This is a genomic window from Rhizobium sp. BK212 (genome assembly GCF_014197475.1).
Taxonomy (GTDB): Bacteria; Pseudomonadota; Alphaproteobacteria; order Rhizobiales; family Rhizobiaceae; genus Rhizobium; species Rhizobium anhuiense.
In genome coordinates, this window is record NZ_JACIFS010000003.1 from 380344 (window position 1) to 402420 (window position 22077).

General features: G+C 59.0%; 23 protein-coding genes. 12 read left to right on the forward strand and 11 right to left on the reverse strand.

Features of this window, described 5'->3' with window-relative positions:
• Positions 1-14: 14 nt before the first annotated feature.
• Positions 15-1004, reverse strand: a complete 990-nt coding sequence (locus FHT79_RS11840; RefSeq protein WP_246713975.1) for an aldo/keto reductase — start codon at positions 1002-1004, stop codon at positions 15-17.
• A 256-nt stretch (positions 1005-1260) separates the two neighbouring features.
• Here FHT79_RS11840 and FHT79_RS11845 point away from each other — a divergent pair, with 256 nt between their 5' ends.
• Entirely contained in the window at positions 1261-1722 is a 462-nt protein-coding gene (locus FHT79_RS11845) for a thermonuclease family protein (protein WP_246714010.1), read from the forward strand.
• Positions 1723-1779: 57 nt separating this feature from the next.
• Here FHT79_RS11845 and FHT79_RS11850 read toward each other — a convergent pair whose 3' ends face one another.
• Positions 1780-2550, reverse strand: coding sequence for an SOS response-associated peptidase (locus tag FHT79_RS11850; RefSeq protein ID WP_183903399.1), 771 nt, complete (start codon positions 2548-2550; stop codon positions 1780-1782).
• Positions 2551-3162: 612 nt separating this feature from the next.
• Here FHT79_RS11850 and FHT79_RS32090 point away from each other — a divergent pair.
• Genes FHT79_RS32090 through FHT79_RS11865 form a run of 3 tightly spaced genes read left to right on the forward strand, consistent with a single transcriptional unit; the run spans position 3163 to position 8610 of the window.
• Positions 3163-3915: an ImuA family protein gene (locus FHT79_RS32090; RefSeq protein ID WP_246713976.1), complete on the forward strand. Its 753-nt coding sequence runs from the start codon at positions 3163-3165 to the stop codon at positions 3913-3915.
• A complete protein-coding gene (locus FHT79_RS11860) occupies positions 3836-5347 on the forward strand; it encodes a DNA polymerase Y family protein (RefSeq protein ID WP_183903401.1) in 1512 nt (503 codons plus the stop codon). The genes FHT79_RS32090 and FHT79_RS11860 overlap by 80 nt, the downstream gene beginning before the upstream one ends.
• Positions 5344-8610 carry an error-prone DNA polymerase gene (locus FHT79_RS11865; protein WP_183903402.1) on the forward strand — a complete coding sequence of 1089 codons (3267 nt, stop codon included), beginning with the start codon at positions 5344-5346 and terminating at the stop codon, positions 8608-8610. The genes FHT79_RS11860 and FHT79_RS11865 overlap by 4 nt, the downstream gene beginning before the upstream one ends.
• A 118-nt stretch (positions 8611-8728) precedes the next feature.
• On the opposite strand, the gene FHT79_RS11870 is transcribed toward FHT79_RS11865, so the two are convergent.
• The 3 genes from FHT79_RS11870 to FHT79_RS11875 all read right to left on the reverse strand — a co-directional run bounded on the left by FHT79_RS11870 (position 8729) and on the right by FHT79_RS11875 (position 10370).
• Entirely contained in the window at positions 8729-9274 is a 546-nt protein-coding gene (locus FHT79_RS11870; RefSeq protein WP_246714017.1) for a hypothetical protein, read from the reverse strand.
• Positions 9180-9536, reverse strand: coding sequence for a class I SAM-dependent methyltransferase (locus FHT79_RS32095; RefSeq protein WP_246713978.1), 357 nt, complete (start codon positions 9534-9536; stop codon positions 9180-9182). The genes FHT79_RS11870 and FHT79_RS32095 overlap by 95 nt, the downstream gene beginning before the upstream one ends.
• Before the next feature lie 192 nt (positions 9537-9728).
• Complete coding sequence (locus FHT79_RS11875) at positions 9729-10370, reverse strand: hypothetical protein (protein ID WP_183903403.1); 642 nt, start codon at positions 10368-10370, stop codon at positions 9729-9731.
• Positions 10371-10559: 189 nt separating this feature from the next.
• Between FHT79_RS11875 and FHT79_RS11880 the strand changes: the two genes are divergently transcribed.
• Positions 10560-10742, forward strand: coding sequence for a hypothetical protein (locus FHT79_RS11880; protein ID WP_183903404.1), 183 nt, complete (start codon positions 10560-10562; stop codon positions 10740-10742).
• A 68-nt stretch (positions 10743-10810) separates the two neighbouring features.
• On the opposite strand, the gene FHT79_RS11885 is transcribed toward FHT79_RS11880, so the two are convergent.
• From FHT79_RS11885 to FHT79_RS11895, 3 genes are read right to left on the reverse strand one after another with little or no spacing between them, the layout of a single operon-like run.
• Complete coding sequence (locus tag FHT79_RS11885; protein WP_183903405.1) at positions 10811-11074, reverse strand: hypothetical protein; 264 nt, start codon at positions 11072-11074, stop codon at positions 10811-10813.
• Between the two features lie 4 nt (positions 11075-11078).
• Positions 11079-11888 (reverse strand): Ku protein, encoded by an 810-nt coding sequence (locus FHT79_RS11890; RefSeq protein ID WP_183903406.1) that lies wholly within the window; start codon positions 11886-11888, stop codon positions 11079-11081.
• Between the two features lie 15 nt (positions 11889-11903).
• The gene (locus FHT79_RS11895; protein ID WP_183903545.1) at positions 11904-12821 is read right to left on the reverse strand and encodes a Ku protein; all 918 of its coding nucleotides are present in this window, start codon (positions 12819-12821) and stop codon (positions 11904-11906) included.
• Positions 12822-13101: 280 nt separating this feature from the next.
• Here FHT79_RS11895 and FHT79_RS11900 point away from each other — a divergent pair, with 280 nt between their 5' ends.
• Positions 13102-13278 (forward strand): DUF3606 domain-containing protein, encoded by a 177-nt coding sequence (locus tag FHT79_RS11900; RefSeq protein ID WP_183903407.1) that lies wholly within the window; start codon positions 13102-13104, stop codon positions 13276-13278.
• An 83-nt stretch (positions 13279-13361) separates the two neighbouring features.
• On the opposite strand, the gene FHT79_RS32100 is transcribed toward FHT79_RS11900, so the two are convergent.
• From FHT79_RS32100 to FHT79_RS11915, 3 genes are all read right to left on the reverse strand, one after another.
• On the reverse strand, positions 13362-14201 hold the full coding sequence (locus FHT79_RS32100; protein WP_246713980.1) for a hypothetical protein: 840 nt from the start codon (positions 14199-14201) through the stop codon (positions 13362-13364).
• Between the two features lie 41 nt (positions 14202-14242).
• Complete coding sequence (locus FHT79_RS11910; RefSeq protein WP_183903408.1) at positions 14243-15241, reverse strand: hypothetical protein; 999 nt, start codon at positions 15239-15241, stop codon at positions 14243-14245.
• 408 nt (positions 15242-15649) lie between these two features.
• Positions 15650-16273 carry a hypothetical protein gene (locus FHT79_RS11915; RefSeq protein WP_183903409.1) on the reverse strand — a complete coding sequence of 208 codons (624 nt, stop codon included), beginning with the start codon at positions 16271-16273 and terminating at the stop codon, positions 15650-15652.
• A gap of 318 nt (positions 16274-16591) precedes the next feature.
• Between FHT79_RS11915 and FHT79_RS11920 the strand changes: the two genes are divergently transcribed.
• From FHT79_RS11920 to FHT79_RS11945, 6 genes are all read left to right on the forward strand, one after another.
• Positions 16592-16792, forward strand: coding sequence for a dehydrogenase (locus tag FHT79_RS11920; protein WP_183903410.1), 201 nt, complete (start codon positions 16592-16594; stop codon positions 16790-16792).
• Positions 16789-17121, forward strand: a complete 333-nt coding sequence (locus FHT79_RS11925; protein ID WP_183903411.1) for a hypothetical protein — start codon at positions 16789-16791, stop codon at positions 17119-17121. Before FHT79_RS11920 ends, FHT79_RS11925 begins: the two co-directional genes overlap by 4 nt.
• A gap of 137 nt (positions 17122-17258) precedes the next feature.
• Complete coding sequence (locus tag FHT79_RS11930; RefSeq protein ID WP_183903412.1) at positions 17259-18545, forward strand: trypsin-like peptidase domain-containing protein; 1287 nt, start codon at positions 17259-17261, stop codon at positions 18543-18545.
• Between the two features lie 529 nt (positions 18546-19074).
• Positions 19075-19863 carry a DUF429 domain-containing protein gene (locus tag FHT79_RS11935; protein ID WP_246713982.1) on the forward strand — a complete coding sequence of 263 codons (789 nt, stop codon included), beginning with the start codon at positions 19075-19077 and terminating at the stop codon, positions 19861-19863.
• A 123-nt stretch (positions 19864-19986) separates the two neighbouring features.
• Complete coding sequence (locus FHT79_RS11940) at positions 19987-20208, forward strand: hypothetical protein (RefSeq protein ID WP_130805071.1); 222 nt, start codon at positions 19987-19989, stop codon at positions 20206-20208.
• Between the two features lie 8 nt (positions 20209-20216).
• Positions 20217-22064: a hypothetical protein gene (locus FHT79_RS11945; protein WP_183903413.1), complete on the forward strand. Its 1848-nt coding sequence runs from the start codon at positions 20217-20219 to the stop codon at positions 22062-22064.
• Positions 22065-22077: the final 13 nt, after the last annotated feature.

The window sequence follows — 22077 nt, forward strand, 5'->3', positions numbered from 1 at the left end:
TAACACCTCATGGGTCAGGCGAGCTCGGCTAGGTCTTCCTGTGTTAAGACGATGTCGCCGGCGGCCGTGTTTTCTTCTAGGTGGGCAATCGATCCCGTTCCCGGAATTGCGATCGCCACCGGGGAAAGCGCCAGAAGCCAGGCCAAGGCGATCTGGTTGCTGGTTGCTCCGTGTCGACTCGCAATCGTGGCTAGGCGCCCATTGTCGATGTTCGCCATTCCTCCACCGAGAGGGAAGAAGGGGCTGAATGCGATATTCTCGTCCTGGCAAATGGCCAACAGTGCGGTGTCTCCGCGCTTGGCAATGTGAAAGTTGTTCTGCACTGCCACGACCGGTGCGATCGCGCGCGCTTCGGCAAGGTGGTCACTGTCGATATTGCTGAGGCCCAGGTGACGGATCAGGCCCTCCTCGCGCAGCGCCGCGAGCGCCTCGAAACGTTCGGCAAGGGACTCGCCATGGGGCGGAGCCATTTCACCGATTCGGAGATAGGCCAGATCGAGCCGATCCAGGCCGAGGTCCTCGAGGTTCTCCTCAATCAGGCGGCGCATATCAGCGCCTGTCGCTGTCCGATGCCTGTCGTCTGAATCGAAAACATGCCCTACTTTGGTCGCGATCACGAGGTCTGAGGGGTAGGGATATAGCGCCTCATGTATCAAGCGATTCGCGCGAACAGTTTTGTCGCCGCTATGATAGAAGGCTGCCGTATCAACAAGGTTAATTCCCAGCCCGACCGCCCGCCGCAGGACTGCGCGACCCGTCTCGGGATCTCTCGCAGGGCCCCGAAATCCGTTGGCAGAAAGACGCATAGCGCCGAACGCAACCCGGTTGACGGGCATGTCTCCACCAATGAGAAATTCCCTTGTTTTTCTTGATGACATAACGTGCGCTCCAGGATTTCGGCAACCTTCAGCCCACTCGCGGATATCGATTGGCCAGGCATCCGGGGCAATGCCGCTTCCCTCCAATCTCGGTCCGGAAGCAAGGTTGATGCCCGCAATACCCATACAGGATTACTCTCGTGTGATCAATCCGATCCTTGACCTACTAGGCTTAACCTGCGACACCAATCGCCGTCGTGGTGGAGCGCCTCGTCCGAATCCTTGCGGACGATAGACCGTCGCAATGACGATCTACATGTAAATGGGAGTGGGATTGGCCACGAACAGGATGGTCACCGCGAGCGGCGACGAAGCTATATTGGTGTGACGCATGCCCGAACGTCTTGGTATACTGCTTCTCCTTCTGATCGCATGGGGATCGATGTCAATTCCGGCGGAAGCCGAGCAACTGCTTGGCCGCGCGTCGGTTATCGATGGCGACACCATCGAGATCGCCGCCCGGCGGATCAGGCTGAATGGCGTAGATGCGCCGGAGAGTTGGCAGGTATGCCAGGACTCCGTCAGGAAGCCCTACCGTTGTGGCAAGGAAGCGGCTTTCGCCTTAGATGACTTCCTGGCGAAATCGCGCCCGACCCGTTGTCAGGCGCGGAACACGGACAGATATCGCCGCGTCGTTGCCGACTGCGTCAGAGCGGACGGGACCAGCGTGAATTCGTGGATGGTCCGACAGGGTTGGGCGGTCGACTGGGTGCGATATTCGAAAGGCGCTTTCAGAGCGGATCAGATTGCTGCCGAATCCGCACATGCCGGCATCTGGCGGGGGACGTTCGAACTTCCATGTAAAGCAAGGGCGTCGCGATCAAAGCGAAAGGCAGCCTGCTGAGGCACTGACTCCGCTTCCGAAGCGTCGCAGTCTCACGAAACGAGGTCGACAGGCTGGCTAAAGAAAGTTCGCCTGCAATGTCTCGCCTTCCGTGGAGACGACGCTGGAGCCGTACGCTTCACGAGACGTAATCATTATCGCGTCGTTCGCCGCCGGGCGCGCAAGGTGCCGTGCGTCTTCCCATGGTGCGGACAGCCAGATATCCGTCTCCTCCTTGGTAAGCAGCAGCACGGGCATCGCCTTTTCATGGATCGGCCTGACGACATCGTTCGGGTCGGTAGTCAGGAATCCATAGAGGTCGTCAGTTGTCAGCCCGTCTTTGACTTTGCGGACGCTCTTCCACTGCGGTACGTGGATTCCGGCAAAAAACATGAGCGGTTTGCTTTCGTCTCGGCCGAACCATGCGTTCGGAATTTTGCCGCCGGGTTCTTGGCTGGCGGGATCAGGCTCCGCAAACGACGTCACCGGGACGATGCACCTGTGCCCCACGTCGAACCACCGCTTCCAGTGCGGCAGATCGAGCTTCCGTACGTTGGTGACGCCTCGGTCTGGCTCCATCCGGATGAGTTCGCCGAGGTCGACCGCTTCGCCCTTTGCCCTCCGCTTGGCCGCGCGTTCCTCGGCTGCCTTTTTCTGAACGAACAGGGGGGAGGGCAGGCCCCATCGACCGTGGACGAGCAGCTTGCGGCCATCGGGCGTGTTTCGAACGATTGGACCCATCTGATCCGGGTTCATCTGGTAGGCAGGCATCAGGTTGATCATGCTCTCGGCGTCGATCGCCCATTTCCTGACCCAGTCCTTTTCTTCCATGCGATAGAGATTGCACACGTCAGCCACTCCGCGGTCGTTCCGGATGGCAACGTAGCCGGCCCGTCGATGACTGCCAACTGCGCCTCCAGCGAAATCTTGAAACTAGATGCCCCGACCTCCATCTCGTCTTCTATTGGAGGTTACGATGCCAAAACGTCCAGAACACGTGGTGGCAATTCCGACTGCTGAGATCATAGCTCCGCCGCGGTTTTCCTGCCGGGGAGCAGTCGTGTGTGATTGCTGTCGCCAATCGAGGAGGAAGGACGAATTCGATGAAGATGCATTCGGCATCTGCGCCGAATGTCTTGGATCCGACGCCGTCCTGATTGATCTCATAGCTCGGTTTCAGGAAAGCTAGCGAGCAGCTTCGCCGTTGGCTGCGGGTTGGGAGACTTGCGGGGGACACAACTCCCTTTCCCCATATTTTTTAAAAAGCGCCGCTGACTTACACGCTTTGCCTACGTTTCTGATTCGTCGAGAGAATCTTAGGTTTCACTGAAATTGTGAGACGATATTCCTATTTCGGCCCATCTTGACGTCGCCTTCGCAAAGGAACATACGGAGAACATCTGCATTAACACGGCATGAAGCCGTCCCTTTTCATCGCGATTTCGGAAGGATTCGCAAACGATGTCGGCTGCCCGCGAGCAAGTCCTCGCTGACCTGCGCGAACGCATCGCTGCTCTTAGCGGCGGCACAGCGAAGCGAGTGGGTTGCCTGTCCTTCGGTGTGCCCGAGATCGACGCCGTGCTCCCGGGAGGTGGCCTCGCTTACGGCGCACTGCATGAATTCGCGGGAGGCGGCTCGGGAACCGTGGACGGTTCCGCCGCAGCCCTCTTCGCTGCAGGAGTAGCGGCTCGCACGAAGGGACAGATCGTCTGGTGCCTCACGAGACCCGACCTTTTTATGCCAGCGCTGGCGCAGGCGGGTCTTCATCCGAAGCGGGTCGTATTCGTCGAAGGCGACAAGGAGGAGGACGTACTCGCGAGCATGGAGGAATGTCTTTCCTACGGAGGTCTGGGTGCGGTCGTTGGGGAACTCGTTCGCCTCCCGATGACGGCTTCGCGTCGTCTGCAGCTCGCGCCGGAGAAGACTGGCACGATGGCGGTCGCGGTAAGACGCTGGCGGCGACAAACGGAGGCGAATGATTTCGGCCAACCGACCGCGTCGACGACGAGATGGCGGGTCAGTGTGCTGCCGTCAGAGGATCTCCCGGTTCCCGGCGTGGGAAGGGCAAGGTGGCTGCTTGAATTGATGAGATCGCGTGCGGGCGAGTGTGCTGAGTTTGAAATTGGAGCCTGCGATGACAAGGGTCGTATCCATCTATCTCCCGGATCTGGCGACCGATCGAATACGTCGCGCCGATCCCTCTATTCCGCCTGAGCAGGCAATCGCGGTCATCGCGAAGTCCGGCTCCAAGCGCTGGGTTGCCGCGGCGGATGATGCCGCGAGGAAGGTCGGAGTGCGGACAGGGATGGCTGCGGCGAAGGCTCAGGCGATGTTCCGCAACCTGATGCTGGTCGATGCGGATCCTGCCGCCGATGCTGCTGCGCTTGAACGAATTGCGCTGTGGGCGCTGACCGTCTACTCCCCGATCGTCGCCGTTGATGGCATCGATGGCATCGTCATGGACACGGAGGGCGCCGACCACCTGCAGGGTGGGGAGGAGCCAATGCTCAGCCGCGTCGCCAATCAGTGCCGCGCGAAGGGGCTGACTGCTCGTGTCGCCGTGGCGGATACCTGGGGAGCGGCTCACGCCTGCGCCCGTGCGATCAACCGCGAGACTGTCAACGTACCCCGTGGCGAGACTGCCAGGGTGGTCGAGCGGCTTCCGATCTCATTGCTCCGACTCCCGGAGAAGATCGTCAGCGATCTGCGGACGCTTGGCTTCCGAGCGATCGGCGAGCTTGCGAACACGGCCCGCGCTCCACTCGCGCTTCGATTTGGCCCGGAGATCGGGCGGCGGCTCGACCAGATGTTTGGCCGCCTTTCCGAACCCATCGATCCCATTCGCGATCCTGAACAGGTGGAGGTCTCCCGAGCTTTTGCAGAGCCGATCGGAGCGGCTGAGACCATCAACAAGTATGTCGGACATCTTGTCGTCCAGCTCGTCGCAGAACTGCAGAAGAAGGATCTCGGTGTCCGCCGCACCGATCTCGTTGTCGAGAAGGTCGACGGCACCCGACAGGCGATCCGTGCCGGCACCGCCAAGCCCGCGCGCGATGTCGCATGGCTGACGAAGCTGTTCAGGGATCGCACCGAGAAGATCGAGCCGGGCTTCGGTATTGAGAGGCTGACGCTCATTGCCATTCTTTCGGAGCCGCTTGAGGAGGAGCAGAAATCGTCTTCGCTGGTCGACGAGAATATGACCGACATCACCCCGCTGATCGACATACTGGGCAACCGCGGCCAGCGGGTCTACCGGGTCGCACCCTTGGCATCGGATGTCCCGGAACGCAGCGTCGCCCGGGTAGCTCCAGCGGCTGCCGACATCGAGGAGAGCTGGAGTCATCATTGGCGGAGACCCGTCCGGCTGCTCGACCGCCCGGACCAAATCACCGCCATTGCCCTTCTGCCCGACCATCCGCCCCGGAGCATCACGTGGCGGGGCAAGACGCACAAGGTGAAGCGCGCCGATGGCCCGGAGCGCGTGTTCGGAGAATGGTGGAGGCGCGACAGCGAGCTCGACGCCGTCCGCGATTATTTTGTTATCGAGAACGAGCTTGGCGAGCGCTATTGGGTGTTCCGCTCCGGCGACGGCATCGATCCAGAGACTGGTTCCCACAAGTGGTTCATTCACGGGATCTTCGCATGAAGTACGCCGAGCTCCAGGTCACGACCCATTTCAGCTTCCTTCGGGGAGCAAGCAGCGCCGATGAGTTGTTCGCGACCGCCAAGGAGCTCGGGATTGATGCCCTAGGGGTCGTCGACCGCAACAGCCTCGCAGGGATCGTGCGCGCCCTGGAAGCGTCGCGGGCAACAGGCGTCCGACTTGTAGTCGGGTGTCGGTTGGATTTGCAGGACGGGATGTCGATCCTCGTCTTCCCGACGAACAGGGCGGCGTACTCGCGACTGACGCGCCTCATCACGCTCGGCAAGGATAGAGGCGGGAAGAATAACTGCATCCTTCACCTCGATGACGTTGGCCTGTACGCGCACGGCCTCATCGGGATCCTGGTGCCGGATCTCCCGGACGAGACCTGTGCAGTCCAGCTCAGGAAGATGTCGGAGATCTTCGGCAATCGGGCCTACGTCTCGCTCGCGCTCCGCCGCCGGCCAAACGATCAATTGCGTCTGCATGAGATTTCGAACCTCGCCTCGAAGTTCAAGGTTCGCACCGTCGTAACCAATGACGTGTTGTTTCACGAACCCGGCCGCCGCCAGCTCCAGGACGTGGTCACCTGCATCCGCAACAACACGACAATTGACGAGGTAGGATTCGAGCGCGAACGGCATGCCGACCGCTATCTGAAGCCGCCGGAGGAGATGGAACGCCTGTTCCCGCGCTACCCGGAAGCGCTTGCCCGCACCACAGAGATCGTCGAACGCTGCAAGTTCTCCCTTGAGGAACTGACCTATCAGTACCCGGAGGAAGCTATTGTCCCGGGCATGGACGCCCAGCAGTCGCTCGAACACTACGTCCGCGAATGCATTCCGAAGCGATATCCGGAAGGCCTGCCGCAGAAGGTGTTGCGCGCCGTTCGACACGAGCTCGACCTGATCAAGGAGATGAAATACGCGCCGTATTTCCTGACGGTCTTCAGCATCGTGAAATTCGCCCGCTCCCAGGGCATCCTTTGTCAGGGGCGGGGATCGGCCGCCAACAGCGCCATCTGCTACATCCTAGGGATCACGAGTATCGACCCGGAAACGAACGACCTGCTGTTCGAGCGCTTCGTCTCGAGGGAGCGAGACGAGCCGCCTGACATCGACGTGGACTTCGAGCACGAGCGTCGCGAGCAGGTCATACAGTGGATCTACAAGACCTACGGAAAGGACAAGGCCGCCCTCTGCTCGACGGTGACCCGCTACCGGGCAAAGGGCGCGATCAGGGATGTCGGCAAAGCCCTCGGCTTGCCCGAGGACGTAATCAAGGCTCTGTCATCCGGCATGTGGTCGTGGTCGGAAGAACTGCCTGATCGGAACATCAGGGAACTCAATCTCAATCCCAACGACCGTCGCCTGGCGCTGACGCTGAAGCTTGCTCGGCAGCTCATGGGTGCCCCCCGCCATCTTGGGCAGCACCCCGGCGGTTTCGTCCTCACCCATGACCGACTAGACAACCTCGTTCCCATTGAACCCGCCACGATGAAGGATCGACAGATCATCGAGTGGGATAAGGACGACGTGGAGGCGCTCAAGTTCATGAAGGTGGACGTGCTCGCGCTCGGGATGCTGACGTGCATGAACAAGGCATTCGAATTAATCCGCGAGCACAAGGATGAGGATCTCGACCTTGCGACGATCCCGCAGGAGGACCCGGCGACCTATGCGATGATCCAAAAAGCCGACACCCTTGGCACCTTCCAGATCGAGAGCCGGGCGCAGATGTCCATGCTGCCGCGCCTGAAGCCTCAGACCTTCTATGACCTCGTCATCCAGGTCGCGATTGTCCGGCCTGGCCCGATACAAGGAAATATGGTGCATCCCTATCTTCGTCGGCGCGAGGGCAAGGAGAAGCCTGAATATCCGACACCGGAACTGGAAGAGGTTCTCGGGCGAACGCTAGGGGTCCCGCTTTTTCAGGAATCCGCGATGAAGGTCGCAATGGTCTGCGCCGGCTTCACGGGTGGCGAGGCCGACCAGCTCCGTAAGTCGATGGCCACCTTCAAGTTCACAGGCGGGGTGAGCCGCTTCAAGGACAAGCTCGTTTCCGGGATGATCAAAAACGGCTACTCGGCCGAGTTCGCCGAGCGTACATTCAGCCAGCTCGAAGGATTCGGTTCCTACGGTTTTCCGGAAAGCCACGCAGCTTCCTTCGCGCTCATCGCCTACGCGTCAAACTATATCAAACGCCACTACCCGGATGCGTTCTGCGCCGCGCTCCTGAACTCGCAGCCGATGGGTTTCTATGCGCCGGCGCAAATCGTAGGCGACGCGAGGAACCACGGTGTCGAAATTCGCCCCGTGTGCATCAATCATTCGCGCTGGGACTGCACGCTCGAGCGCATCGGCGATGGCGACCATCATGCCGTCCGGCTGGGCATGCGGATGGTCAAGGGACTGGCGGTCGCCGATGCGGCGCGGATCGTGGCGGCCCGCATGAACCGAGCGTTCGAAAGTGTCGATGATGTCTGGCGGCGGTCGAGCGTGCCCATTGAATCTTTGAACCAGCTCGCGGAGGCGGACGCGTTCCTGCCATCAATGAAGCTTCAGCGGCGCGAGGCAATCTGGGCCATCAAAGCGCTCCGTGACGAGCCCCTGCCGCTGTTTGCTGCCGCTGCCGAGCGCGAGGCAAGGGTGATCCCCGAACAACAGGAGCCGGAAGTCAATCTACGGCAGATGACCGAAGGGCACAACGTTGTCCAAGACTACAGCCACGTCGGCCTAACCCTACGCGAGCATCCGATCACGTTCCTTCGCCGCGACCTGCAGCAACGAAACATCGTCACCTGCTCAGAGGCCATGAACGCGCCGGATGGTCGCTGGTTGATGACGGCGGGACTCGTCCTGGTGAGACAGATGCCAGGATCGGCAAAAGGGGTCATGTTCATCACCATCGAGGACGAGACGGGGCCTGCAAACTTGGTGGTGTGGCCTTCCCTGTTCGAAAGGCGCCGCCGCATCGTGCTGGGATCATCCATGATGGCCATCAATGGCCGGATTCAGCGAGAAGGGGATGTCGTGCACCTCGTCGCGCACCAGTTCTTCGACCTCTCTGGCGACCTGTCGGGGTTGGCCGACCGCGACAGCGAATTCAAGTTGCCGACGGGCAGGGGAGACGAGTTCGCGCATGGCTCGCCGGGCAGTCCAGATTCACGGGACAGGCCGAAGCCAGTGCCGCAGCATCCGCGAGATATCTTTGTCAGAGATCTGCATATCGACACGCTGAAGGTGAAGGGCAGGAATTTCCATTAGGCAGCTTGGCGCACTGCCCGAACTCGGGCCGTCTGCGGCCTGGCAGCTTTCGGCTGCCGAGGAGCGATCGTGCCGCTTACACCGGGCCGGCGCAGGCCCCAATGCGTGCTCTCCAGTGTCAAGCTGGGACCAAGCCACGCACGATACGGAACATCATAGGAAATGACCGGGGTCCATCGGGCAATCCAACCAGATACCCAGCACGAACATGCTGTTCGATCGAACCGCGGGCGTCGTCAGAAAGTGCCATCAATGTGCTTGTGGTGCTGCCTGGGCCGGCGGTGAAGGTGGCCCAATAGTCCGCGAAGGACGCATACTCGCAATCCACGACAATAGGAATCTCAGTCACGTCAACGAGGCCGATCTTCCGCCACAACGTCGCCTGACCATCCGGCCAGAAGAGCTGGCGCCCCGCCCGCATGGATCTCAGCCTTGCGAAGTCGGTCTCAAGCACGGCGCCGGTGTTAATGACGAGGTCGAAGGCGGGCATGCCACCAAAGAACTGAGTAACAGCGGACGCGACCACGCCGCCTGGACGGGTCACGCGCTTCATCTCGGCAACTACCTGTTCAATTTCCGGGATAACGTCCAAGGCCAAGGGTGGAAACTGCAGCATCGAAAGAATTGGCGTCGAACCGCAGTTGCCGAACATCGCCATGTTCATATGCGATATTGGGGTGGGATCGTCGACGACGAGCTCCTTCCAGGTATCCCTCCGATACGTCAACACCGATCACATGCGCTCCCGCCTCGGCCAGTGCTTTCGACAACACTCCCGTCCCACATGCTACATCGAGCACGCGATCGCCCCGAGCAACATTGGCACGGCTGAGAAATGGGCTTGCCAGATGTTCGCTCCAGCGCCCTATGAATGTCTCGTAGACGTCGGGATCAGCCCAATTATATCGTAGTTCTGCTGTTTCCATGGCTCGCCATCCTCCCTCCGCCAAGAATGGACCGTCACACGGCCATTCAGGTCGCGCGTATCGCCGTCACACCAGCTCCTAACAGCATCGTTCTGCTTTCCGAGCACACCATATCGCAACGTGGGTGGCAATCAACGTTCCTTACCAAGTACGGTACCCAGCGGTCATTCGCCGAGGCGGCGACCATCAATCCTACCGCAGCAGGCCTTCGCTCCCGAACTCTTCCCAGCCGCTCAACCCGGTTGCAGCATCGTCAGCGATCAAATCAGCCGCTTTGACGTTCTCCTTTCTCTTCAGCGAACGCGTCAGCTTCGCCTGGTACGCGGCACGCCTCCGGTTTTCTGCCTTCGCCGCGGCGTCTTCCTCGCGCCATTCCTCCACGGCCCCGCGATCGAGCAGGTCTTCGACAACCCGGGGATCGAATACGTGGAAGGTGATCCGCCGCGCTCGGCCCTGAAGCCTGACGGTTCGAGTTCCAGCGCTTGGGAGACGGCCGTCCTCCAACCACCGCTTCCTCTCAGAAGCCGTAATCCCCAGAATGTCCTCAATCTCGCGAGGGATGATGGGAAGGCCTGAGATGTCCCGGAGCGCGTCGGACACCATCGACGAGGTCGCGCGGAACGCAGTCTTGGAAATCTCTGGCATGACGAGGGTAAGCCCGCTCGACTGCATATCCAGCGACTTCCTGACTGCGGGAGGCAGGCGAGACCGGATTTCCTGCAGGATTCCCTTCACCCTTACAGCCGATCCGAGCGTCGCCTCCACCGGAAGTGACCACTCCCTGATCAGCTCGGGATCATCGCCTTCCTTCGTTTTCGTCTTCGTCCGGGGCATAGGCGAGCAGATGGGATTGGAAGGAGCCCGCTTCAATGGGCTGCCGGTTGGCGAACTCCAAGTAATCTGGAGATGAACTCCGGCACCTCTGATCGGACATTTCTTTGTTGACGTCCCCCACGATTGCGAACCACCATCAATTGCCGGTTCATTGCCAGAGCACACAAATGCAACCATGAAAGGATTCACATGTTCGAAGGTCTGGACTCCAAAGAGTTGCAACGACGCGAGAATGAAATTTTCTTCAAGGCGATGGAGCGGAAGTGGACTCTCAACGCCGCCGGTGTCTCGCCATCGGAGGACAAGCTTTTTTGCCTATGGAAATGGCAGTTGAGCGAGATCGAAGCCGCTAAGGCCAACGCATCGAGCTGAATGCTGTGTGACCACAGCGGTTCTTCGCAGCCCGCGAAATGCGATTGGAAGAGGGGCGGGCGGAGTGATCAGTGCCGAGTATCGAGAAGGGGCAGCTCGTCGTCGAAATTCCCGTTGCTCGCGGCATCGTAGGTGTTCACGCTTCGACCACCGCCCCGGGTGCCGAACGCAGTTAACTGCACCATGATGGCGCGTGCGCGTTCGACCGCAGCCTCCTCATCGATGTAGGCGGCCGCGGCTACATGAACGGTAACCGCATCGCCATCGTCTCCAAGGAAGTCGACGCGCCAGCCTCCGTTCTCGTGGGCAACTTTGGTGTTCGTCAGATGCATGAGATCATCCTGCCTTCCGACCTTTGAGATCGGCTTCGAGGCTCTTCCGGAGAGCGTCCATGATGTTGACGACGTTTGACGAGGGGGCGATCCCAGACGCCTTGCCCTTGACCGCCTTCTTCGGCTTCAGCGCCTTCCTCTTTTCGTCGATGAGCTTGAGCAAACTGGTCTGGATCGGATCGCTGGCCATCTCCGGCGACCAGTGAGCCGACTTCCGCTTGATGAGCTTCTCGACGAGAGGGACGAGGTCGGGATCCGCATCTTCGTCGATATCCTCGAAGTACGAATCCTCTGGCCGCACCTCGTCGCCGAACCGCAGGCTCCAAAGAACAATTCCTTCGTCGCGGGGTTCCAGGATGACGGCGCGTTCGCGGCGACCCATCACCAGTTTCGAGACGCCGAATACCTGGTCCGCCTTCATGGCATCACGGATGACGGCGAATGCCTCGTTGCCAACCGGGTCGTCAGGCATAAGGTAATGGGGCTTCTCGAGATAGGTCCACTCGATGGAGTCCGCCGGCACGAACTTCTCGATGTCGATCGTCTTCACGGTGTCCAGCGCGACCCGGTCGAGATCATCTTCGGTCAGGATGACATAGTCATTCTCGCCACGCGCGTAACCCTTGGCCTCGTTTTCGTCCTTGACCGGCTTCCCAGTCACGGAGTCGACATACCGCGAAACCACGCGGTTCCCGGTCGCCTTATTCAGCGTATGGAAGCGAACCTTCTCGGATTCCGACGTCGCCGGTGTCATCGCAACGGGGCATGTGACGAGCGACAGCTTCAGATACCCTTTCCAATAATAGGGAGCCATAGCCGCGATCTCCTGTTAGCTTGCTTTGCGACGCGGAGCAGCTCCGGAAGAGGCGGCTTTCGAGGCCACTCCGCGCGCAGCGCGCTCCCGACCATTGCCTTTGTTGGCATTGGCGGCAGTGCGTTTCGGTTTGTTGCCTCCGGCCGCGCCAGCCTTGAGAAGCCCGGCACTCTCGCGAAGGGCGGCCAGCAGATCGTTCGGTTTCGAGACCTCGACCTTCCTCGGCCTCGGAAGCGCTTTGCCTTCCAGCTTCGCCTTCACGAGCTCCGCCAGGGCGGCTTCGTACCGGTCGTCGAATGTCGCCGGATCGAACTCTCCTCTCTTCGTCGAAATGATGTGCTTCGCAAGGTCGAGCATCTCGCCTTCGATATTCAGCTTCGGCATCTCCTCGAAAGCCTTTTTCGAGGATCGGACTTCGTAGTCGTAGTTGAGCGTGGTGGCGATCAAGCCCCTGCCGTGCGGGCGTATGAGCACCGTCCGGACTCGCCGGAAGAGAACGGCACGCGCAATTGCGGCGACCTTGGACCTCTTCATGGCCTCGTGGAGGGCAACGAAGGCGTCAGCGTTCATCTTGTCCGGTGTGAGGTAGTATGGCTTGTCGAAATAGATGTCGTCGATCTCGCTGCAGGGGATGAACGCCTGCACTTCAAGCGTTTTGTTGCTTTCCGGAATCGTCGCGGCCACTTCCTCGGGGTCGATGATGATGTATTGGCCGTCGTCGATCTCGAAGCCTTTCGTCTGGGCCTCGCGATCTACGCGCTCTTCGGTCTCGCTGTCGATGAAGACGCGATTGACCCGGTTGCCTGTCTTCGCGTTGATGGTGTTGAATGTGATGCGCTCGGACGTGGTGGCGGCTGTGTAGAGCGCCACGCCACAGCTTACCTCCCCAAACCGTAAGAAGCCCTTCCACTGCGCGCGATGTCCCGATGCCATGGACGCACCCTCCGAATCACTGAGTCGCGACTCAAAGACGTGCGAAGGTGATTCGTTCCGACTCGAACGAATCATTTTCAATGGCTTACGGAATCTTCTTTTCAGGCAGCGATTTGTCTCGCTGGCCGGTTGCAATGGTGGCCGTTTCGTAAGGGCGGTGGTAGCAAAAACCAGCGGGACCGCTCAGTTCGCTGCCACCGGCAGCTTCCATCTTTTCCAGGGAACTACCGGAATCCCTGTGAGTTTCTTCTGCGATTCATAAACGCAAAGGAGAAACTCAGTGGCACAGTCATCCCGCGGACGCGCTCTGGATCGTGCAAAGGTCGCAGCAGGGCAGGACCACGAGGTCAGGTACGAAGCGAAGAAGGAAGGTGTCTCGAAGGACTCCGTCAAAAAGGCGGTCAAGAGCGCCGGTAACTCCCGAAAGAAAGTGGAAGCCAAAATCAGCCGTCACTAACGGCCACAAGTTCACTTTGCACTACTCAACGGCCACGGGCGTGAACGCAGGGCCTCGGCCCTCTGTGCACCGACCACTTCGGATCAGATCGGGCTGAACTCGATGAACTCGCACTGCATGTGGTCCGATCTCGACTTCTTCCAGTCGTAGACATATTCGCCCTGATCGACCGCCGAGCAACTCAACCCGGGCAACACGGTGCCCGATGGATTGGTGGCAGCTTTCCTGGCAACGTACCGCCAGAACAGACCGGAGGTATCGGACTGATCCTTCTCGAACCGAGAAAGCTGGACTACCCCACACTGTCCTTCTGGCTGCGAAGACACCACCCACGCACCGCTATTGCCGAAGTCAGAGACCCAGACGAATTCCTGCGCGAATGGGTTTGAACTGACTTGGCACGTTCGAAGATCCTTTTCGTGGCCGGCCATTGTGATCTTCAGATAGTTCTCCTCGGTCGGATGATCGCACATGCTGGCAAGAGCGCGAAACGTGTCGAGCACGCTCGGGTTCGCTTTGGCGTCTTCCTGCAGACGTATCATGCCCTCCTTGAACTTCGCAGCATCCGTCGCGATGCTAGGATTGCGGATGAGGGCGGCATCAATGGAAATCTGACCGGTGGCCATGCCGAGCCACGCGCCCACCATGTTGCACTCCTTGGGGTCTGAGAATTCCTTCACAGCATCCGGATAGTTCTTGCGTGCTTCCTCGAGCCTCTTTTCCAGATCGGCGGCCTTCGCCTTCTTGCGAACGGCTGTCTGGATGAACTCGCACCGGAGCCGCTGCTGGCCCTGCTGGAGGGAGCAAGTATAGGTCAGCGAGGAATCTTCCTGCTGATTATAGAGCATGCCAGTGGTGGGATAGTCGGCGGCCAGGGTGCTCGAAGCAACGAGGCCAAACAACCAGGCAATCAGCGTTCTCATGTTAGTTCCCCCAATTCTAACGTATCCTGAAAGCTCGTGGTTCAGTTTCCAGCACCAAGAATATTGGAAACAGCACCTTCTTTCTCATTGTCGTCTTTTACATGCGTTGCGATCTTTGACTTGATCCCGTCGACCATTGTTTGAAGTTCCGGCCTGATGGCGAGGGCCGCGGCGTGCTCGGCAGGCATGTCGACAAACAGACGCATTGCGGTCAGTCGTGTAGCTACACTGTCGAAAATCGTTCCTGGGCGAAGGATCTCGTACATAGCGGTTGCCGACCATCGTGACGGATCTGCGTTTTCGACGTCGATGAGGCATCGGTATGTCATGCCGTCCGGCGGGACCATCCCGCTGAGCTCGTCCCGTGAGTGGCGGTAGCACAGGACATCCCACATGACTCTGTGCTCGGCCTGGCCGTACTCACCGTACATATCTTCCGACCATTGGAAGTCGAGCATGCCGGGGGATCCTTCCCTGTCGTAGCCGTATTTGTTGCGAGCTTTGATGGACTGATACAGAGCCGTATCGAAATCCTTCTCCTTCAGATCGACGCCATCGCATCTCTCGACCATTAATGGCTTGTCGCTCCCCATGATGTTGCCAAAGAGCTTGGCCTCGCGCAGTTCGCGGCTGTCGCATCGGTCGAAGCTGAGCTTGATCCTTACGAGGCGATCCTCGTAAGCATACGCCTCGACGGTCGCCTCTCGTCCGATCGTGCACCGGATCGAAGTCAGCTTGCTCGAGTGAAATGCCCGCTCTTCATCGTAGTCGCTCGCCGGGTCTGGTTTCCCGCCGATGGAAATGAAGCCTGGACCCGGAGTATCGACGGGATCGAAGAGGTTGTCGGATAGGGTGGTGTCCTTGTTGATCCACCTTACAGGAACAGTAAAACCCCGCGAAGCGCAGCGGCTGGCCTGTCCCAGTGCGGCCTGCAGGGCAGATGTAGATTTACCAAGTTGAGCTGACCAATCGAATGCTTGAGCTACCACTACTGTCGGCATGAATGCCAACAGCGCTACTGCTGCAATTGCAGACCGCATACCCGTCCTCGCCATTAAACCCTGAGATTGTGTAGCCAATTGGGTTGGCATCAACAAGGTGGATCGAGATGGCGGCAGCGCCGGAACGACTGTCCGCGATATCGCCCGTGGGTTCAATGTCCATCCCGGACAGTCGCCAGAGAAGTGCAACGCCTGGGGAAGTATGCCGGCACCCTCTGGCTGAGAATATTCTGGTTCGCCCGACCAGGTCGAAGGTGAGGGCTCGAAGAATTCATCGACTAGGCCGCCGTACTCCGAACAGAAGCCGCGTTGAAGTGAATTTCGCCGGTGACAACGGCTAGATAAAGTTCAACTAAATTGGGAGAGTACCCGCGCGAGTGTAAGATTTCCCGAACGCCTACCGTATCAATGCGTATCAATCCGGTTTCAATTTCGCACAGAATGTCCTCATGCGCCGGAATCAGATGGAGTTCGTTCGTTGAACAAATATCTTCGATTGAGTTCATCATTGATCTCCAATTCACCGCTCCATGTGCTGAACGCTTCAAGTAGTTTGAATGCGAGATCTCTCGGCCGCAAGGCGTTGGGGCGACCACCTGGAATGTTCGCCAACGCGGGCAACAGTTGTGGGCTACCGCTGGTCAAAAACGGCTCGAATAAGCGTATTAATTCTGCGGGGTATTGTCCTTCAATGTCAGCTAGCCGCGACTTAATGCTGGACAGATTCTGATACCACCAATCCTGCGTAGGTGTGAAGCCTAGCACCAACCAAGCGAACCGGCCTTCTTGCGCAGCGACCAATTTCAGTTTGTCGAACTGAAGCTTCTCAGCAGCCATGTAGAGAGCTTGCGTCAGGCGTCTGGTATTGCCGCGTCCTCTCAGCGATCCCAACACGAAGACGTCATCGATCTCCACAGCATTGCTGGAAAAATTCAGTTTAACCTTGGCATTCGCGGGTCCATGAAAATCTATCCGATCCTTGCTGGTCGGGCTTTTGTCGATGAAATCGAACGTCAGCTCGGGGAAGGATTTGCACACCTGCTGAGCGAATTTCGACGTGACTGTCCGCACGACTGACCCCTTGGGAAACTGCCAAAGCATTGGCATACACGCGGTTGATTAAGCACGTGTTCCACTAACGCCGACTATCGTGGATCGAGGGATGGTCCGCGTCGCCAGACTTGTCCAGGTCTCTGACCTGGCGATAGCTTGGGTAGCTCGGCTACAAGGCGACCCCTGAAGGATCCCGGGGCACCGGTGCTTGCGGCGACTCGGTCAGGTCGCTACCGTGAAGGTGCTCCCGCCATCGTGCGTCGTTGCAATGAGCTGCCCTTGCGCTCAGCGACCCTCCCTGGAGCATGTTTCTCTGGAATATACGAGGAACTGACGATGCTCGCTCAACGAGACAACATTGCCGACATAAATCCCGTGGACGCAGCGATGGCATGGCACGGAGGCGACCCGCGAGCCACCATCGAAGCCCTTCTTCAAGATCGTATCCGGCTTCAGGAGCAGCTCGCCATCGCGAAGGCCTGCATGGGAAAAGGATATACCCGCGGATGGATGCCTGGCGCCGAATTCGAGCAATGATGGTTTACACGCCAGACAGCAGTGTCCCATCATTCGTCGCCGAGCTTATAAGGGCCGCGAACGAGATCGAACGGGTGACGCCTTCGGAAGTTCGGAAACTGCTGTTTCGCGCGATAACGACAGTGAGCGATCTCCGGGAGCAGGTCGGAATCCCCGGGAGTGGGACCGGACACGACGCGATAGTCGGCCTCAACGCGGTTGCAGATCACATAGAGCGACAACCTAACGAGAGGATGTCGGCAGCGCTCCTGGAGGCTGCCGATCTCGTTCGAACCCTATGGGTTGTCCTCGACAGCGGCGTCGAGATCACGACGACTTTCAGGAATTAGGCCCCTACTCGTTCTGAAAGGCGGGCAATTCGGACCCAGCCCACACGAGACCCCGCCGACCATTAAGCAAAGTTGCAAGATCAGGTTGAAATCGACACCTCGAAGGCTCTACTTTCCGACGGGTCTGGGGAGCTCGCATGTCTGTCACTTGCCGCGTAATCATCGCCGCTGGCCTATCGATGGCCGTCGCTTCGCAATCCTTTGCCGACGAACCCACCTCCTCGGGAACAGGGTTTGCGGTCACAGCGGACGGATGGATTCTGACCAATGCCCATGTGGTGCAGGATTGCGGACACATCGAGGTGAAGGGAAGGGGCGATGCCGCGGATCCCCGCATCGATGAGACCAATGATTTGGCGGTGGTGAAGATCACGGCCGGCGAGCCACTAAAGCCGCTGGCATTCCGAAAGTCTGCAACGAGGCTCGGCGAGGACATCGTTGCTTTGGGATACCCTCTGGCGACGCTGCTCGCGGATTCTGTGAAGATCACCACGGGCAACGTGAACGCACTCGCGGGGATCCGCAACGACACCAGATACATCCAGATCTCGACACCAATCCAGCCAGGCAACTCAGGTGGTCCTGTTGTGGACCGCAACGGATTCCTTCTTGGGATCACGAGCGCGACATTGTCCAAGAAGACCGCAGACGATATCGGTATTACTGCTCAGAACGTGAATTTCGCGATCCGCGCGTCAGTTGCCGAGTTGTTCCTGCAGTCTCAGAGTCTCCTTGCTCAAGCCGCTGATACAACTGAGAATGCGACAGCCTTGTCGACAGCCGATATTGCTGATCGCGTCACGCCGTCGGTCTTCCAGATCTTATGCTATCCCAAGGCCGACGCGCGCGTAGCCTTCACCCCTGAGACGCCGAATTCTCTCCAGACCCAGCCTCCGGCAAACTCTGTCAACCTGCCCGCTGCCGATGCGGCTACCGCTCAAGCGTCGCTCGAAGTTCCTCGGGCTCGGAGTGGCTTCGTGCGTCATCCCAAGGGAATAGCGCCGATCAAATCTGCGGCCGACGGAGATGCGAAGACGATCGGAGAGGCGCCAAACGGAAGTCCCGTGGAGGTCACCGAACTACTAAGCGACTGGTATCGCGTCACCGTCGGAGGATTCAGTGGGTATATGCACTATTCGTGGGTGCGAGTGAACGAATTCGAGGAACCTGCTGGTGACGGACGCTTCGTGCAGGTCAAATCTTTCCGGGCACTCGAAGACGCCCGCTCGTTCATCAAGGCCTCCTCGGTTCCGCTCGCGGCACATCTGGCAGCGAACGGCTGGATCGCCGTGACACTGCATGACGTCTATGGCGAGCAGGAAGCGAAGGACCTGTCAAATGCCCTCAAAACCCACGGGCTCATCGCGAAGGATGCCATGGTGACTTTCGGAAATACCTACGTCAGGAAGGTCTGCTGCGATTGACATCAATGAGAGGACTGACGAGGTGCGAGTGGGTGTGCCACATGGTTCGCGACATCGATGAGGTCCGCCGGACACTGAGCTGGACGAGGTCGCGAGCGTCCCCGATCACTCCTTCGCCTCCGAGAGGTGTTGAAGTGGAGGGCGCGTTGAAGGGAGCTTGCGGCACGAGCTTGTTTTTGGGCGCCGCAGCCATCTTTCTATCGATAGCAATGGCGGCACAAGCTGCGAACACTCCCTGCAGTGGCAGGAAGGGCGGTATCGCAGGATGTCAGGGTGACACCTTCATTTGCAATGATGGGTCGGTCTCCGCGAGCAAGCGATCATGCTCAGCGTACATGCGAGGCGCCGTTGGCCTTCTGGGTGGCAGCACATCACACATGTCTCCCGCCGTCGGCGCGGATTGTTCCTGTCGATCCGGAGCATATTGCACAGGTTCGAGGGGAGGTCGGTATTGCATGACCGACGGAGGGCAGAAGAGCTACCTGCGAAAGTGATTGTGCGTTTTGGCCGAAGTGAGGAGGAGCTGAGGTTGAGAGCGGTTCTGGGAATCGACGCCGCTTGGACGGAGCACGAACCGAGCGGGGTGGCCTTGATTGTCGATCTTGGCTCCGGCTGGCGGCTCGTCGAAGCGGCCAGCTCCTACACTGCCTTCGTCTCTCACAAAGATGCTGATCCTATTGTTCGCCATCGAGGCTCGCTTCCGGACGCGCAGTCATTGCTCGCGGCAGCGCACGGAAAACTCGGCGGGACTGTCGACTTGGTTGCGATCGACATGCCTCTGTCATTGACCCCAATAATCGGCCGCCGCGCGTCGGACAACTTGATCTCCTCTGAATACGGCGCCAGGCATGCGAGCACGCACACGCCCAGCGTTACGCGCCCGGGAAAGCTTAGTGATGAGCTCAGGGTCAGGTTCGAAGCTGCCGGATATCCGCTCGCAGTATCCGACCCGAGCGGCCAGGCGCTGCTCGAGGTCTATCCGCATCCCGCCCTGATCGAATTGGCTTCGGCCGATCGCCGGCTGCCGTACAAGCATTCCAAAAGCCGCAAGTACTGGCCGGGCGAAGGCCCTGCTGCCCGGAGGGAAAACCTACTCGAGACCTGGAGGCGAATCCTCACGCTGCTGGATGCTAGAATCCAAGGCGTGGGGGATGCCTTGTCGCTACCGGCTTCGGATGCACGTGGTTTCGAAATGAAGGCATTCGAGGATGCGCTCGATGCCGTCGTCTGCGCCTGGGTTGGAGCCTGTGTCATGGATGGACGGGCGAGGGCATATGGGGACGGGGCGTCGGCGATCTGGGTGCCCCTGCCTGATTGAGACCAGCGACTATCCTTCGCTCAATGAATATTGAGCCGAAATTCACAAAATCTGCAATCCGAATTGTTGACAATCTCATTCGGCCATTTCAGTTTTTACGCGACATGAAAAATCGTGAGAAAAATGGATAGTAAGCGCGAGAAATTCGTAAAATTGGCAGAGGGCAGGACGCAAGCTGCTCTCGATGCCATCCGCAAGATCGGCAACCTTTCAAACCGTCGGGCCTACGAGTTCGATGACGGGGATGTGAAAAAGATCGTCAAGGCACTCCGGGACGCCGCGTCTGAACTCGAACGCAAGTTCGGAACCTCCGGCGCGTCCGAGAAGGACGTTTTCAAACTGTAGGATTCAGAATGAGCTATGAGCGCCTGACGATCGAAGATGATAGGTTCCTGATCAATCGGATGATCGGACAGGCTCCGCGTCACACCGTGGTCCGGGAGTTCTTCATGAACGCCCAAGAGAGCGCTTCGCTTGCTCCGGACGGGCGGCGTATTGTCCGCATTTATCCCACGCTCATCGACGGCGTCCGAAAACTCACATTCTGGAATACCGGACCCGGCATGAGTGCGACCGAACTAAGGACGGCGACGAATATATCGGCTTCCATCAACAAGCAGATGTCGCTGAAGGGCAATTTCGGGATCGGGGCGAAGGTGTCCGGCCTCACAGTTTCTCCTGCTGGCATACGCTACCGCTCGTGCAAGAACGGTCTCGTCCACCAGGTCACGATCGGATACGACGACGAAGCAGAGACGTTCGTCCGGTTCACCTATGACATCGAAGGAAGACAGGAAGCCGTCTTCGATGTCGGCTATACGCTGCGCCACACTATGGACCTGTCCTCCGACTGGACCGAGGTCGTCCTCATCGGTGAAGACGACGACCATGACACGGTATCGGAACCCGTCGGGAAGGGGATCAGAGTCGATCGGAGCTACGTCGCCACGCAAATCTTCCGGCGTTTCGCAGAGTTCCGCCCCGGCGTGAAGGTTGTAATCGACGTGTCGATGACGAAAGGCGGCGGCAAGGACGAGACGGGAAGGACAAGGACTCTCAAAACGTTACAGGAGGTTGTTCCAGCACTTCCGAAAGCGGAATTCGTGCCGTGCCCCGAAACCGGGCTCAGTATCCAATACATCCACGATCCAAAGCACCAGAGTTACAGCCATTCAATCAGCGCCTTGAATAACCCTACGACGTCTTCGACGACGTTCTGCGCTCTCGTGCATAAGGGAGAGCGCTACGACTTCCGCACTGGCAAGAAATGGTCTGCGGTAGCGCCAAACTACGGAATTCCCTTCGGCTCGACCGTTCTTACCGTCGAGATCTATCTTCCCGACGACGACGCGCTCCCCAACCAATACCGCGATGCGCTCATGACGGTCGATGAGCGGAATCCCATTTCCACGGACGACTACGCGGGCAGGGTGCGTGAGCTCATGCCTGAATGGGTGAAGGATGTGATCCGCGAAGCTCACCCGCCGCGCGACGAAAACCTCGATGATCTTCAGAAGGATCTTCAGAAACTTCTGGACGAATTCCGTCTTCCGACGACCACGTACGTCAAGTCGCTGAAAGCTCCGGATCGCACGGACGATAGTGATCTCGGCCTCGATGAAGCACGGTCGGCAGCCGTTGAATCCATCGATGACGAAGAGGATCGATTCCTGCGCGGCGAAAGGAACGGCGGGCAGCGCGCGACAGAGAAGAAAGTTCGCAAGGCGCCCGAGGGAGCCAAGCTCTCGAGGGAGGCGCAGGCCCTGGAGAGAGCGCCGACCATCGAAATCCTGGATGACCCGACAGAGATCGACGAAAAGCAAATGAAGGGGCGAGCCGGACGCTACTACAAGGATGCCCAGACCTTGTTCATTAACGGCCTCTATTCCGCAGTCGAGCGCATGACGGCGGAGCTCGAAGTCTTTTTCGCTGGTCAGTTGGAAGCCGAGGAATTGAGGAGGATCATTCTAAGGGCGGCGCAGCGTTCGATGGCTTTCCGCGTAGGCAAAGCGACCTGTTTCGCGATCAGCAAACGGCTTGTCGAAGGATGGTCGCTCGAGGACCTTGATCGGGCTACCTCGCCGGAATCGCTTTCTCTCGCTGCCGACGACTATCGGCAGAGTATGATGGCCGCGCGGAAATGGATTAGTGCCGAACTCAAGATCCAGGGTCTCGCCCCGGAAGAGATTGAGGCGGTCTGAATGAAATCATGAC

Bases quoted from the DNA above. Each gene is read 5' to 3' on its own strand.
- FHT79_RS11925 (WP_183903411.1), top strand. From the start codon at position 16,789: ATGATGGTTTACACGCCAGACAGCAGTGTCCCATCATTCGTCGCCGAG.
- FHT79_RS11840 (WP_246713975.1), bottom strand. From the start codon at position 1,004: ATGGGTATTGCGGGCATCAACCTTGCTTCCGGACCGAGATTGGAGGGA.
- FHT79_RS32095 (WP_246713978.1), bottom strand. From the start codon at position 9,536: ATGGAAACAGCAGAACTACGATATAATTGGGCTGATCCCGACGTCTAC.
- FHT79_RS11845 (WP_246714010.1), top strand. From the start codon at position 1,261: ATGTCAATTCCGGCGGAAGCCGAGCAACTGCTTGGCCGCGCGTCGGTT.
- FHT79_RS11880 (WP_183903404.1), top strand. From the start codon at position 10,560: ATGTTCGAAGGTCTGGACTCCAAAGAGTTGCAACGACGCGAGAATGAA.
- FHT79_RS32100 (WP_246713980.1), bottom strand. From the start codon at position 14,201: ATGAGAACGCTGATTGCCTGGTTGTTTGGCCTCGTTGCTTCGAGCACC.
- FHT79_RS11910 (WP_183903408.1), bottom strand. From the start codon at position 15,241: ATGCGGTCTGCAATTGCAGCAGTAGCGCTGTTGGCATTCATGCCGACA.
- FHT79_RS11860 (WP_183903401.1), top strand. From the start codon at position 3,836: ATGACAAGGGTCGTATCCATCTATCTCCCGGATCTGGCGACCGATCGA.
- FHT79_RS32090 (WP_246713976.1), top strand. From the start codon at position 3,163: ATGTCGGCTGCCCGCGAGCAAGTCCTCGCTGACCTGCGCGAACGCATC.
- FHT79_RS11945 (WP_183903413.1), top strand. From the start codon at position 20,217: ATGAGCTATGAGCGCCTGACGATCGAAGATGATAGGTTCCTGATCAAT.
- FHT79_RS11940 (WP_130805071.1), top strand. From the start codon at position 19,987: ATGGATAGTAAGCGCGAGAAATTCGTAAAATTGGCAGAGGGCAGGACG.
- FHT79_RS11930 (WP_183903412.1), top strand. From the start codon at position 17,259: ATGTCTGTCACTTGCCGCGTAATCATCGCCGCTGGCCTATCGATGGCC.
- FHT79_RS11920 (WP_183903410.1), top strand. From the start codon at position 16,592: ATGCTCGCTCAACGAGACAACATTGCCGACATAAATCCCGTGGACGCA.
- FHT79_RS11870 (WP_246714017.1), bottom strand. From the start codon at position 9,274: ATGAACATGGCGATGTTCGGCAACTGCGGTTCGACGCCAATTCTTTCG.
- FHT79_RS11865 (WP_183903402.1), top strand. From the start codon at position 5,344: ATGAAGTACGCCGAGCTCCAGGTCACGACCCATTTCAGCTTCCTTCGG.
- FHT79_RS11890 (WP_183903406.1), bottom strand. From the start codon at position 11,888: ATGGCTCCCTATTATTGGAAAGGGTATCTGAAGCTGTCGCTCGTCACA.
- FHT79_RS11895 (WP_183903545.1), bottom strand. From the start codon at position 12,821: ATGGCATCGGGACATCGCGCGCAGTGGAAGGGCTTCTTACGGTTTGGG.
- FHT79_RS11875 (WP_183903403.1), bottom strand. From the start codon at position 10,370: ATGCCCCGGACGAAGACGAAAACGAAGGAAGGCGATGATCCCGAGCTG.
- FHT79_RS11885 (WP_183903405.1), bottom strand. From the start codon at position 11,074: ATGCATCTGACGAACACCAAAGTTGCCCACGAGAACGGAGGCTGGCGC.